10 protein-coding genes and 2 tRNA genes are annotated in these 13,342 nt (G+C 47.0%); 11 read left to right on the top strand and 1 reads right to left on the bottom strand.

The genetic code is table 11. The annotated features are described in order from the left end of the window. Positions 1-23 precede the first annotated feature (23 nt). On the bottom strand, positions 24-386 hold the full coding sequence (locus tag QGT46_RS00835; protein ID WP_006566410.1) for a TIGR04086 family membrane protein: 363 nt from the start codon (positions 384-386) through the stop codon (positions 24-26). A 46-nt stretch (positions 387-432) separates the two neighbouring features. Between QGT46_RS00835 and QGT46_RS00830 the strand changes: the two genes are divergently transcribed. The 11 genes from QGT46_RS00830 (at position 433) to QGT46_RS00780 (ending at position 13,314) form a co-directional block, all read left to right on the top strand. Next, positions 433-1,293, top strand: a complete 861-nt coding sequence (locus tag QGT46_RS00830; protein ID WP_301589126.1) for a PHP domain-containing protein — start codon at positions 433-435, stop codon at positions 1,291-1,293. Between the two features lie 75 nt (positions 1,294-1,368). Then, positions 1,369-1,512 carry a six-cysteine ranthipeptide SCIFF gene (gene scfA / locus QGT46_RS00825; RefSeq protein ID WP_006566408.1) on the top strand — a complete coding sequence of 48 codons (144 nt, stop codon included), beginning with the start codon at positions 1,369-1,371 and terminating at the stop codon, positions 1,510-1,512. Between the two features lie 89 nt (positions 1,513-1,601). Next, positions 1,602-2,963 carry a thioether cross-link-forming SCIFF peptide maturase gene (gene scfB, locus QGT46_RS00820; protein ID WP_148458936.1) on the top strand — a complete coding sequence of 454 codons (1,362 nt, stop codon included), beginning with the start codon at positions 1,602-1,604 and terminating at the stop codon, positions 2,961-2,963. Positions 2,964-2,978: 15 nt separating this feature from the next. Next, positions 2,979-5,243: a protein translocase subunit SecD gene (gene secD, locus QGT46_RS00815; protein ID WP_148458935.1), complete on the top strand. Its 2,265-nt coding sequence runs from the start codon at positions 2,979-2,981 to the stop codon at positions 5,241-5,243. Positions 5,244-5,321: 78 nt separating this feature from the next. After that, entirely contained in the window at positions 5,322-7,046 is a 1,725-nt protein-coding gene (gene recJ, locus QGT46_RS00810; RefSeq protein ID WP_148458934.1) for a single-stranded-DNA-specific exonuclease RecJ, read from the top strand. Positions 7,047-7,057: 11 nt separating this feature from the next. After that, positions 7,058-7,885 carry a Cof-type HAD-IIB family hydrolase gene (locus tag QGT46_RS00805; RefSeq protein WP_024728308.1) on the top strand — a complete coding sequence of 276 codons (828 nt, stop codon included), beginning with the start codon at positions 7,058-7,060 and terminating at the stop codon, positions 7,883-7,885. 16 nt (positions 7,886-7,901) lie between these two features. Next, on the top strand, positions 7,902-9,038 hold the full coding sequence (locus QGT46_RS00800; protein ID WP_148458933.1) for an exonuclease SbcCD subunit D: 1,137 nt from the start codon (positions 7,902-7,904) through the stop codon (positions 9,036-9,038). Further along, positions 9,035-11,566 carry an AAA family ATPase gene (locus tag QGT46_RS00795; protein ID WP_148458932.1) on the top strand — a complete coding sequence of 844 codons (2,532 nt, stop codon included), beginning with the start codon at positions 9,035-9,037 and terminating at the stop codon, positions 11,564-11,566. Before QGT46_RS00800 ends, QGT46_RS00795 begins: the two co-directional genes overlap by 4 nt. 65 nt (positions 11,567-11,631) lie before the next feature. Continuing rightward, positions 11,632-12,924: a C39 family peptidase gene (locus QGT46_RS00790; protein ID WP_287517575.1), complete on the top strand. Its 1,293-nt coding sequence runs from the start codon at positions 11,632-11,634 to the stop codon at positions 12,922-12,924. A 216-nt stretch (positions 12,925-13,140) separates the two neighbouring features. After that, positions 13,141-13,213: transfer RNA gene (locus QGT46_RS00785), tRNA-Val, on the top strand. 27 nt (positions 13,214-13,240) lie between these two features. After that, positions 13,241-13,314: transfer RNA gene (locus QGT46_RS00780), tRNA-Met, on the top strand. Positions 13,315-13,342: the final 28 nt, after the last annotated feature.

Below are 13,342 nucleotides of genomic sequence, written 5' to 3'. Positions count from 1 at the left end.
AGCCCGCTGCCGGCGGCAAAAGATTATGCCAGGGCCCCGCCCAGGGTTCCTCCGGCTGCGCACAGAAGCATTGCGGTGATGCGCTCTCCGCTCATCAGTGCCTGGTTCTGATCCAGGAGAAGGGAGATCAGAAAGAGTACGGCAAAGTACAGAAGGCCTACGGCCAGGCCCCAGAGGAATTTTCTCTTTCCCATTCTTTTGCCGATGATAAACCCTGCAAATACAGACGCAGCCACATAGGTAAAGGTTACACCAAGGTTTGCCACTTTTGTGCTGACTTCGGTCTGATACATAATAAAAGCCAGAATACATAGAATAATTCCTGTCAATATGTAGGAAAAGATTAAGCTTTTTAAGATTGAAATACCGATATTTTTATTTTCCATGGGATGCCTCCTTTTAGTAAGATTTTATGCAGGAGGGGGTCATTCTATGACACATAGAGAGAAAGGACAGACGATGATTGACTTACATTTGCATTCGGATGCTTCGGACGGAACACTGAAGCCGACAGAGGTGCTGCGTGCAGCCAAACAAAAGGGACTTTATGCGTTCGCACTCACCGATCACGATACAGTCGGAGGAATTCCGCCAATCCTTTATTCGGGAGAACTTACAGATATTCATTTTATACCGGGGATCGAGCTTTCATGTGAGGCGGAAAAACACGAGATCCACATACTGGGTTATAATATTGATATCTGTGATCAGAAACTCCTCGAAACACTGGAGGGGCTGCGGAGAGGTAGAAGGCAGAGAAATCTCTCCATGATTGAAAAGTTCCGTGAGGACGGGATACCGATGACGCTCGAAAAACTTCTGCACGGCAACGAAGAGACGGTGATCACCAGGGCACATTTTGCAAGAGTGCTGATCGAGGAAGGATATTGTGCCAGTAAAGATCAGGCATTTAAGAAATATGTGGGTGATGGATGCAAATACTATATTCCAAAGCCTTATTTTGCGCCCGGGGATGCGGTCAGGCTGATCAAAGATGCAGGAGGCACTGCGGTCCTGGCGCATCCGTTTCAGTATCATCTTTCCAACGCGGATCTTGAGGAACTGATCAGGGAGCTGATCTCTTACGGCCTGGGGGGAATAGAGGTCTACCATTCTTCCCATCATCACGGACAGATCGTGAAGCTCAGGCAATGGTGCAGGAAATATGGGATGCTGGCCACAGGAGGCTCGGACTTTCATGGGAGCAATAAACCGGACATTGAGATCGGGACGGGACGGGGCAATTTAAAGGTCCCGGATCACCTCTACGATGAACTGAAGAACTTATTGTAATTCCGAAATGAATATGATATAATGGGCAAGTTAAAAAGGGAATAAGAGAGATTCATATTGAAGGAGGAACTTGGCATGAAGCACATTAAGACTCTAACGAATAAAACATTGCAGAACACAGTAAAGAAAGGCGGATGCGGTGAGTGCCAGACATCCTGTCAGTCAGCATGCAAGACATCCTGCACCGTAGGAAACCAGAGCTGCGAACACAGCAAATAACCTACGGTGGGAAAGAGCAGAAGAATGAGAGGCGGTTCCTTTTTGAACCGTCTCTTTTCGTTAAGGACAGATAAAGGAGAAGAAGCAGCGTGGTTTATCAATACAAAAATAACGGATATAATATGGTGCTGGATGTGGAGAGCGGATCAGTCCACGTCGTGGATGATCTGAGCTATGACGTTGTTGGGCTTTACGGCACCCACACTTTGAAAGAAATACAAAAAGAACTTTCCGGATACGATGCCGGGGAGATCGAGGAAGTCTATGAGGAAATCAGGCGTCTGGAGAGCGAAGGGGTACTCTTTACAAGGGACGAGTATGAGGATTACATAACGGAGTTCAAAAGGCGCCCCACCGTGGTCAAAGCACTCTGCCTGCACATTGCCCATGACTGTAACTTGGCGTGCAGATACTGTTTTGCTGAAGAAGGGGAATATCACGGGGACCGTTCGATGATGAGTTTGGAGGTAGGAAAACAGGCGTTGAATTTCCTCGTTGAAAACTCAGGCAGCAGGAGAAACCTGGAAGTGGATTTCTTCGGCGGGGAGCCGCTGATGAACTTTGAAGTTGTAAAACAGCTGGTGGCTTACGGCAGGTCTCTGGAGGAGAAACACAATAAAAAGTTCCGTTTTACTCTGACGACCAACGGCGTCCTTCTGGATGACGATGTGATGGAGTTTGCAAACCGTGAGATGGCCAACGTGGTCCTGAGCATTGACGGGCGGAAAGAGGTTCATGACAAGATGAGGCCTACCAGAAACGGTAAAGGCAGCTACGATCTGATCATTGATAAATTTAAAAAGTTTGCAGAGATGCGAAACGGAAAAAGTTATTATGTGAGAGGTACTTTCACCCATGACAACCTGGACTTTTCAAAAGACGTGCTGCACCTTGCAGACGAAGGTTTTGACCAGATTTCCGTGGAACCTGTGGTAGGACCCGAAGAGGAGCGGTACACGATTAAAGAAGCCGATCTTCCAAAAATCATGGAAGAATATGACCTTCTGGCAAAAGAAATCATCCGGCGGGAAAAAGAGGGAAAGGGCTTTACATTCTTCCACTTCATGATCGACCTTACCGGAGGACCCTGTGTGGCAAAACGCCTTTCAGGATGCGGATCGGGAACCGAATATCTCGCGGTGACACCGTGGGGAGATCTGTATCCGTGTCATCAGTTTGTGGGGGAAGATGAGTTCTGTGTGGGAAATGTGTTTGACGGAGTCACACGCCGTGATATTGTCTCTGAGTTTAAGAAGACCAGTGTTTACTCGAAAGAAGACTGCAGGGAGTGTTTCGCCAGATTTTACTGCAGCGGGGGATGCAGTGCTAACTCTCATAAACTGAACGGTACGATCAACGGTACCTATGAAGTGGGCTGTAAGCTGGAGAGAAAGCGAGTGGAGTGTGCACTGATGATAAAGGCTGCATTGGCTGATCAGAGTGAAGAATAAAGGAGCAGAAAACTTATGAAGACAAACAAAAATAAGAAGGGAAGATACGCTGTCGGGATTATCCTGCTGGCCGCGTTGTGTGTGTTTGGAGTTTTTATCACCGCAAAGGGGCTTGGGAAAAACAAGATAGGCCGTGCAAAAAACATCGAACTGGGTCTGGATCTGGCCGGAGGAGTCAGCATTACCTATGAAGTGGACGGCAAAAATGTATCTGATAAAAACATTGACGATACGGTATATAAGCTGCAGAAGCGTGTGGAAGGATACAGTACAGAATCCGAAGTCTACCGTCAGGGTAAAAACAGGATCAACATCGAGATCCCGGGTGTGACAGATGCCAATAAGATCCTTGATGAACTGGGACAGCCGGGAACTCTGGCATTTATGGTCCAGGACGGCAAGTCCATGAAGACAGTTCTGACCGGAAATAACGTCAAATCCGCAAAAGCACAGACAACCGAGGGAGACAATGGGGCAAAAGACTATGTCGTAGCCCTGGAGTTCGACAAGAAAGGAACCAAGGCATTTGCAGATGCCACAAAGAAGAATGTCGGAAAACCGATCTATATCATATATGACAATCAGATCATCAGTGCGCCGAACGTGCAGACTGTCATAACTAAGGGAGAATGCAGCATAACAGGAATGGAAAGCTTTGAAGCCGCCGAGAATCTGGCATCTTCCATCCGGATCGGATCGCTCCCTGTAAAATTAAAGGAACTGCGCTCCAATGTGGTTTCCGCCAAATTAGGAGTGGATGCCGTCCAGACAAGTGTCAAAGCCGGTGCCATTGGATTTGCATTAGTCTGTATACTGATGATCGCCCTGTATTACCTTCCGGGAGTGATCGCATGTTTTGCGCTGGCCATCTATGTGCTCATGACGCTGCTGGCGCTGAATGGATTCAATGTGACGCTGACCCTTCCGGGTCTGGCCGGTATCATACTCGGTATCGGTATGGCGGTGGATGCCAATGTCATCATTTATTCCAGAATCAAGGAAGAAGTGTCGCTTGGCAAAAATGTGGGAACTGCCATTAAGTCGGGATTTCACAAGGCTGCCTCAGCCATTATCGACGGAAATGTGACCACGCTGATCGCCGTGGCAGTCCTCTGGTTTAAGGGGACCGGAACGGTCAAGGGATTTGCGCAGACACTCGGTATGAGTGTCCTGATTTCCATGTTTACAGCCCTGGTCATCAGCAGGTTTTTGGTTACCGCCGCATACAAATTCGGTCTGAGGAGCCCTAAACTCTATGGAAAAGCGAGAGCTTTAAAAGAACGGGATTTCATCGGAGTCAGCAGACGGTGCATGGCGGCAGCGCTGCTTGTGATCGTTGTAGGTCTGGCATTCCTGCCGGTCAATAAATCAAAGATTGGGACGCCGCTTAATTTTGATTTGGAATTTTCCGGAGGGACATCTTCTACGATTACATTTGATAAGAGTGTAAAAGTAGACGACAGCCTTGAGAAGAAGGTAGTATCTGCCTACGAAAAAGTCAGCAAATCCACTTCGGTCCAGGGACAGAAAGTAAAAGCAAATAATCAGATGGTAATCAAGTCTGTGGAATTGAACCTTAGTCAGAGGAAGCAGATCGAGAATACCATGAAGAAAGATTTTAAGGCAAAATCCGTTGCCACTGAAAATATAAGCTCTACTATCAGCAATGAGATGCAGAGGGATGCAATCGTTTCCGTGGTGATCGCAAGTATCTGTATGCTGATCTATATCGCCATCCGGTTTAAAGATGTGAAATTCGGAGCCAGTGCCATCATCGCACTGCTGAATGACGTGCTCATCGTCTTTGCGGCATACTCTATCGGAAGGCTCTCCGTCGGGGGAACCTTTATCGCATGTATGCTTACGATCATCGGATACTCTATCAACTCTACCATCGTCATATTTGACCGTATCCGGGAGAATATACAGGAGGCGGACAATACACAGCTGAAAGGCATTGTAAACAGGAGTATCATCCAGACACTCACCAGATCCATCAATACGTCGCTCACTACGTTTATCATGGTGTTTGTACTGTTCCTGATGGGAGTGTCATCCATCCGCCAGTTCGCTTTGACCCTGATGGTCGGCGTTGTGTGCGGGGCATTCTCCTCTGTGTGCATCACGGGACCGCTCTGGTACTTTATGAAGACAGGGTTTAAGAAAGAGCAGAAGGCTGCTGTCACTGACCATAAAACAGAGACCGAAAACGGGCAGGAGACCATTGCTGCGCCAAAGCCTAAGAAAAAGAAGAAGAAAAAGAAAAAAGGAATCCGATAGAACATTTGAAAGCTGTGATCAGACAAGAAGTTTGATTGCAGTTTTCTTACATCACGAGAAGGGGACAAAAAGTTACTTATGGAAAAATGGTTTATCAGCAAGAAGAAAGCAGATTTTATCCGGATCGGAGAGAAATTCGGCATCGATCCGGTCATAGCCAGGCTGATCCGGAACCGGGATATCACGGGAGAGGAGGAGATACGCAGGTACTTATCCGGGACTCTTTCGGATATTTCAGATCCGTTCATGATGAAGGATGCAACGGAAGCATGCAGACTGATCCATCATGCGATCCGTGGGGGCACAAAAATCAGGATCATCTCTGACTATGATGTGGACGGGGTGATATCTAATTATATATTGTGGAAAAGTCTCAGTGATCTCGGAGGGAGTGTGGACTTTACCATTCCCGACCGCATCCAGGACGGTTACGGAATGAATTCGGAGATGGCTGTGAATGCCAAAGAAGACGGTGTCGGACTGATCATTACCTGTGACAATGGGATCGCCGCTTTTGATCCGGTAAAAAAAGCAAAAGATCTGGGCATAGAAGTCATTGTCACAGACCATCATGAGGTTCCGTATCAAATGGAAGAAGGCAGAAAGAGGGAGATCCTGCCGCCGGCGGATGCGGTCGTGAATCCAAAACAGGAATCGTGCGTATACCCCTATAAACAGCTCTGCGGGGCCGGGGTGGCGTTTCAGCTCATGAGAGCACTTTACCGAATGGAGGGCAGGGAGGATAAGAACCTGGAACCGCTGCTCTGTTTTTTGGCCATCGCCACAGTATGTGATGTGGTGGATCTCACGGAGGAAAACCGCATTTTTGTGAGAGAAGGGCTGAACCGAATCGGTATTACTGAAAATACTGGTCTGAGGGCGCTTTTAAGGGTACACAATCTTGAAGAGGCATCTGTCAATTCTTATCATTTAGGGTTTGTCATCGGCCCGTGCATCAACGCCAGCGGAAGACTGGAATCGGCGGAAAAGGTTTTAAGACTGTTCATGGAAAAGGATATGGCCGCCGCAGAAGAGACAGCTCAGGAATTGAAAGAGCTCAATGACCAGAGAAAGGGAATGACCAACGAGGGAGTCAAAAAAGCGCTGGATCAGATAGAACAAAATGGATACGGGGAAGACAAGGTCCTCGTGATCTATCTTCCGGACTGCCATGAGAGCATCGCGGGAATCATTGCCGGGCGGGTCAAAGACAAGGTGCACAGGCCGGTTTTTGTACTGACCAAAGGAAGAGAGGGGATCAAAGGTTCCGGGCGTTCCATCGAGAACTATCACATGTTTGAAGCCATGAATGAAGTGAAGGATGTCTTTACCAGATTCGGGGGACACGCCATGGCTGCAGGGTGTTCTCTGTCAGATGAGTCGAAAGTGGAGGAATTCCGCAGACGGATCAATGGCTGCTGTGATCTTAAAGAGGATGATTTCATAAAAAAGGTTTCGATCGATGTGGATATGCCGATTGACTATATTTCTGCAGAACTGGTGCGCCAGATGGCGGTGCTGGAGCCGTTTGGAAAGGAAAATAAGAGGCCTTTGTTTGCCCACAGAAAACTTTTCATTGAAAGAATCCAGGTATTCGGCGATAATAGAAATGTAATCCGGCTGTCGCTTTTAAGTAACAGGGGAACAAGAATGACGGGCATGATCTTTGAAGAGGAAGATATATTCCGTGAAAAGATGGGAGAGGGAAAGCAGTACATCACTTGCACCTACTATCCGGATATTAACGTATACAGGGGAAATGAGAGCCTGCAGATACGGATACAGCATTACTTTTTTACCTAGGGAGGACAGTTATGAGCCAGATTAAATTGGTAACCATGGATTTAGACGGAACTTTGCTGAATGACCAGAAGCAGATTTCGGAACATACGAGGGAAGTACTTGAGGAAGCAGCGAGGAGAGGCGTACATATTGTGCCGGCCACAGGGCGGATTTACAAAGCAATCCCAGATTTTATCAGGAATTTAGAGGGAGTCCGATATGCCGTCTGCTGCAATGGGGCGACGATCTATGACGCTTTGGAAGATAAAATTATATACAAGAACCACATTCCGAAAGAGACAGCTCTGACTCTGCTCAGGAAACTTACTGAATATAATTGTACCAGAGATATTTACAGGAACGGCCAGGGCTATATGGAAGGGAAATTCTATCATCATTTAGAAGATTTTGATATTAAGAGCCAGCAGAAAGACCTTATTTTAAGAACCAGACAGGAGATCAATGATCTGGAAGCCTATGTGGAAGAAAACAGTGACGGCATTGAAAAGATCAGTGCCTTCTTTGGTGATCTGGAAGAGAGAAAACGTGTCATGAAGGAACTGAGTGATCTGGGGATTGCCAGCGTTTCCAGCGCACTGTTTAATAATATAGAGATTACTCAGATGGGATGTGACAAAGGAGACGGGATCACACAGCTTGCAAAACATCTTTCCATACCGATCGAGGAAACGATGGCGTGCGGGGATGCAGCCAATGATACATTTATGATTCAGGCAGCGGGCTTCGGTGTAGTGATGGAGAATGGAATGGATGAACTGAAAAATATAGCAGACTTTGTTACAAAATCCAATGAGGAAGACGGAGTCGCCTATGCCATCGAGCGATTCGCGCTGAACTAAAGGGGAACGAAAGATCATGAAGCTTTTGCATATGGCTGACCTGCATTTGGGCAAGACAGTAAATGGAATGAATTTCATAGAAGATCAGAGACATGTGCTTACACAGGTACTGGAACTGATGGAGAAGGAGCCCGTTGACGGGCTCCTTTTGGCAGGAGATATTTATGACCGGAGTATTCCTCCGGCTGAGGCTGTGACCTTGTTTGACTGGTTTCTGACAGGTACGGCAAAGCTTATGGTGCCTGTTTTTTTAGTGGCGGGAAACCACGATTCGGGCGAGAGGCTGGAGTTTGGGCAGAAGCTTTTCGGACAGCAGAACATTTATATGGAAGGGACGCTTAGAGAAGAATTCCCCGCTGTCAGGCTGGAAGATGAATACGGGCCGGTCTGCCTGCACCTGCTTCCGTATTTTAAGCCGGCTGAGGCAAGAGCATTGTTTCCTGAGGATGAGATCCGCACACATGAAGATGCCATGCGCTCCGTCCTCGCCCGTCATCCGGTGGACAGGACAGAGCGGAATGTGCTGGTCACCCATCAGTTTGTCACAGGGACGGAACCTGTCAGGCAGTCTGATTCAGAACTGTTGCTGAGTGTGGGAGGGACAGAACAGATTTCTTACACCATTTTTGAAGACTATGACTATGCTGCACTTGGGCATATCCACGGCCCTCAAAAAGCGGGAAGGGAGACCGTGAGATACAGCGGTTCCCTACTTAAATACTCTTTTTCTGAAGAATTTCACAAGAAATCTGTGACGCTGGTTGAATTGAAAGAAAAAGGCAATATAACACTCACAGTCTACCCGCTCAGGCCCAGACATGATATGCGCCGGATCAAAGGAAAACTTGGAGACCTACTCGATCCGCAGGTGGTTGAGGCCGCCGACTGTGAAGACTATATCAGCGCTGTGCTGACAGATGATGAGGAACTTGCAGATCCTATGGAAAAGCTCCGTGCCTCTTATCCGAATATTATGGAACTGAACCTGGAAAAAAGACAGAGATCCGGTGGCGGTGAGGTTTATGCCGATGTCCGTGAAAAGACACCGCTGGAACTCGGGGAATCGTTTCTTAAGCTGACCTGCGGTGAGGCAGAAGAAAAGAGGATGGAATTTCTTAAAAAACTTCTGGAAGAAGGAGGATTGGACTCATGAAGCCATTATTTCTCGAGATCAGCGGATGGGGCCCATATGCGGGCAAAAACCAGATTGATTTTTCAAAATTTCAGGGAGGACTGTTTTTGATCACCGGGCCTACCGGCTCCGGGAAAACTACAATATTTGACGGGCTGACCTATGCTCTCTACGGAGAAGTCAGCGGAAGCATCCGCACGAAGGAAAATCTTAGGAGCGATTTCGCTTCACAAAAGGAAGATACCTATGTGATCCTCGAATTTACACACAGGAATGAGAAGTACCGGGTAGAGCGCCATCCGAAATATAGGAGAGCCAAAAGAAAAGGTTCGGGAATGACGGTAAAAAAAGAGGATGCTGTGCTGACTTTGCCTGATGGAACTGTAAAAGCGGGAACGTCCAAAGTTAACGAGGAGTTAGCCCGCCTCCTCTCTATTGATTATGACCAGTTCCGCCAGATTTCCATGCTGGCACAGGGGGAATTCCAAAGGCTGCTCATAGCAAAATCCAGTGACCGGGCAGAAGTGTTCCGCTCTATTTTTCATACGCAGATCTATAAAAGAATCCAGGCTTTGGCAGGTGAAAAAGCCAGAGCTCTGCTTGGTGAAATACGTGAGATCACAAATCAGATGGAAGAGGCGGCCAAACTGTCAGGAGAAGATCCGGCATACGAAGAAATGAGGGAAAACAAAGATTTCCCGTCTGTGATCGCTTATCTTAAGGCCGATTACAAGGAAAAGAAACAGCAGGCAGCCGAGGCTTTAATAAACAGCAGGCATAAGAGAGAAGAGTTTGACTCAAAGAAACAGATTTTTGAGCAGTCGAAGACAATATCTGAGGAGGCAGAAATTCTGGCTTCCCAGATCCGCAGTCTGGAAGAGGAATTAGTAAAGCTTAAAGAAAAGCGTGAAAATATCCGGAAAAAGAAGCAAGAACTTTACAGCCTCAGGGATGTGATGGATCTTAAAAAGGAGCGTCTCGGCGCATTAAAGGAGATCAAAGACCAGCTGGAACGATTGGGACAGCTGGAAACAGAATATGAAAAAGCCAGTCAGAAAGAGTTCGGGCAGATCAAGAGGACCAGGATGGCAGTTTACCAGGAATGGCTTGAAGCAGAGGGAGAGGCAAAGGCTTCTTCTGAGATTTTTAAGCGTCTCTCAGATGAATTTGATCAGGCTGAATGCGAGTACCGGAGGGCAGATACATTAAGGAAAGAAGAACAGGGCACCTATATGGAGATGCAGTCCGCTTTTTATGCGGGCAGCATTGGCATTTTGGCAAAAGATTTAAGGGCAGGCAAACCATGTCCTGTCTGCGGTTCCATGGAGCATCCAAAGCCGGCCAGGGTTCCTTCAAAAGCTCCGGACAGGGAGCAGATGGAGGCACAAAAAGACCGGGCAGAAAAGGCAGAAGAACTTTTCCGTAAATGGTATGAAAAAATGCTGGAATTGAAAGAACAGAAGAATACGGCAGAGACACAATGGAAAAGAAAACAGGAAGAGCTCGGAGAAGAACCTGAATATGAGGAGATCACGCGAGAAGAAGCCTGTTCAGCGGAAAAGCTTTCCAGACAGGAGGAAGAAAAATGTCTGGCGGACATCAGAGAACAGCTGATGAAGGCAGAAGGCCAGATGAGGGCGTTCAGAGAACAGCTGAAATCGTGGGGCAAAGCGGAGGAACTCCAGGAGGAGCATCTCATGCTTTCAAAAGAGCTGGAAGAATATGAATCCGGGAAAGACCGGCTGACGGCAGAGAGCATCGAGTCGGAAACGGCGCTTTCCAAGACGCGGACTCTCCTGGAGGAACGCCGTGCGGATTTTGAGGAAAAGCAGAAACAGCAGGCTGAGCTTGAACGCGGGAAGGTTTCAAGAGGTGATCTGGAGAAACTGGAAGAAGAGATCAAAAAAACAGAGGAGGAAAGAGAACAGCTTGCTGTGCTTGTGCATCAGAGACAGAGGGCACTTTGTTCTTTAAAAGAGAAGCAGAAAAAGAGAGAAAAGCTTGAAGAGAATTACGGCATTGTGGGAGATGTGGACCGGCTTTTGAGCGGAAATAATGCACTTCGTCTGACCTTTGAACAGTTTATTCTCATTACTTATTTCCGGGATATTTTAAAGGCCGCAAATATCAGGTTTCTGAAAATGACCGGAGGGCGGTATGAGATGTTTCGGAGTGAGACAGTCACAGATGCCAGAAAAAAAGATAATTTAGAAATAGAAGTAATGGATTATTATACCGGAAAGCGCAGGTCTGTAAAAACCCTCTCGGGCGGTGAGTCCTTTAAGGCGGCACTGTGCCTGGCATTGGGACTATCGGATATTGTCAGGAACAGCGCCGGAGGCATTGAGATCGAAGTTTTGTTTGTAGACGAGGGGTTCGGTTCCCTGGACAGTGAATCCTTAGAACAGGCAGTTTCCTGTCTCCAGGAGCTCTCCGGAAAAAACAGGATGATCGGCATTATTTCCCATGTTCCGGAGCTGTCTGAGCGGATTGAAGAAAAAATTACGGTCCGTAAGAAAAATATGGGGAGTATCATTGAGAAATTGTGAGAGAAGGATTATAATAAATTTTGGGGGATGGAGAATAAATGAGTGAGCTAAGGAGTGAATACAGAATGAACAAGCACATGAAATCCATCTGCTCTGCTGTACTATGCGGCTGCCTTGTAGTGGGCAGCAACACGTTTGCATATGGTCAGGAAGCGGCAGCAACGGCAAAGACAACAGAACAGAGCTCGGCAACAGATCAGACAACAGCGTCCGAAAGCACATCGACAACGGCTGCACAGACAGAAGCCACAACCACGGCACAGCCGCAGGAGACGACGGAACAGCAGACGACAACGGCGCATAAGGACCAGAAAACGACAAAAAAGAAGAAACAGACATCTAAGGCTTCTAACAAAAAGACAAAAAAGATCAAACAGAAAAACAAAGTCAAAAAGCTGAAAAAGAACAAGAATCTGAAGGAAGAAAAGACAGTTTCCAATATTATCCCCAAGATCTACAATGACACGCGTCTCAGCATGAAGGATAAGAAGGAAACCATCGCAGGTTTTACCTATTTTAATCAGGGAGATTCCGCCTGGAACCAGAATGGCTACTGCATTAAGAGCAGCGGCTGCGGACCTACTGCCATGGCAGTGTGTATTACCTCGCTGACCGGCAAGTGGGTAACCCCGCTTGACACGACTGTCTGGGCATATGAGCATGGTTATTACAGTAATGCAGGTTCTGCTCATGAAGTTGTGCCGGCCCTGGCTAAAAATTATCAGCTGGGCTGCAATGGACTCGGAACGGACTATAAGAAGATCAGGGATGCGCTTAAAAAGAAGCATCCGGTAGTCGGTCTCATGGGACCCGGCTATTTTACCAAAGGAGGACATTTTATAGCTCTGGTGGCGATCGATGACAAAGACCAGGTCACGGTTGCAGACGTGGGAAGCAGACAGCGCAGTACATACAAGTACCGTTTAAAAGATGTGATCGAGCAGTCTAAATCTGCATCCGCAGGAGGGCCATTCTGGGAGATCTATAATCCCGGAAAGAAAGAGAAAGCTGCACTGAAGGCCAAGAAGTCAAGAGAAGATGCGGAAAAGACAAAGGAACAGCGGCAGAAACAGCACCGCTATAATGACTTAAAAGCAGTCCTGGTGCAGCACCAGAGTGTTGTTGTTCCATTAAAAAGGGGAACCATTGTGACGGAAGAAAGCTTTGTGACTCTGTTGGATATTGATTCCAGGGATCATGTATCCGTAGAATTAAAAGAACAGGTGATCAAAGATTATTCTTTGAAGACGGTTGTGGATGAACTGCAGACGAAGGCGATCAGCCAGACCTTCTGGGAGATGACCCATCCGATGGAAAAGAGCCAGGGACCTACCCTGTCTGATTTCTTAAAAGATTAAACTGAGCAATAAGCAATACGGTCTGAACCGCGGACAGACGCGGTCAGGCTGTATTTTTTCTTTAATAATAAGAGTGAAAGGGTTCAGGCGATGAGGTGGATTTGTCTGCTTTGTTTTTCAAGGAAATCGTGAATCTGGAAACTTTTTTAAAAAAAATTTAAAAAATTGTTGACATTTTTCGCATTATTTTATATACTAATTTTTGTCGCGAGACAAGGGATCATAGCTCAGCTGGGAGAGCATCTGCCTTACAAGCAGAGGGTCATAGGTTCGAGCCCTATTGGTCCCATTCTTTATGCGGAACGCATAAGGATATGGCGATGTAGCTCAGTTGGCTAGAGCATACGGTTCATACCCGTAGTGTCAGCAGTTCGAATCTGCTCATCGCTATGAAAAGGCATGTTTTTTTAGAACATGT

This window comes from Anaerostipes faecis (assembly GCF_910574135.1).
Lineage (GTDB): Bacteria > Bacillota > Clostridia > Lachnospirales > Lachnospiraceae > Anaerostipes > Anaerostipes hominis.
This window is presented reverse-complemented; position numbering and strand designations above follow the sequence as displayed.

What these genes read in the sequence shown, in the direction of transcription:
- QGT46_RS00835 (WP_006566410.1), bottom strand. Translation starts at nt 386, where the DNA reads ATGGAAAATAAAAATATCGGTATTTCAATCTTAAAAAGCTTAATCTTT.
- QGT46_RS00830 (WP_301589126.1), top strand. Translation starts at nt 433, where the DNA reads ATGACACATAGAGAGAAAGGACAGACGATGATTGACTTACATTTGCAT.
- scfA (WP_006566408.1), top strand. Translation starts at nt 1,369, where the DNA reads ATGAAGCACATTAAGACTCTAACGAATAAAACATTGCAGAACACAGTA.
- secD (WP_148458935.1), top strand. Translation starts at nt 2,979, where the DNA reads ATGAAGACAAACAAAAATAAGAAGGGAAGATACGCTGTCGGGATTATC.
- recJ (WP_148458934.1), top strand. Translation starts at nt 5,322, where the DNA reads ATGGAAAAATGGTTTATCAGCAAGAAGAAAGCAGATTTTATCCGGATC.
- QGT46_RS00805 (WP_024728308.1), top strand. Translation starts at nt 7,058, where the DNA reads ATGAGCCAGATTAAATTGGTAACCATGGATTTAGACGGAACTTTGCTG.
- QGT46_RS00800 (WP_148458933.1), top strand. Translation starts at nt 7,902, where the DNA reads ATGAAGCTTTTGCATATGGCTGACCTGCATTTGGGCAAGACAGTAAAT.
- QGT46_RS00795 (WP_148458932.1), top strand. Translation starts at nt 9,035, where the DNA reads ATGAAGCCATTATTTCTCGAGATCAGCGGATGGGGCCCATATGCGGGC.
- QGT46_RS00790 (WP_287517575.1), top strand. Translation starts at nt 11,632, where the DNA reads ATGAACAAGCACATGAAATCCATCTGCTCTGCTGTACTATGCGGCTGC.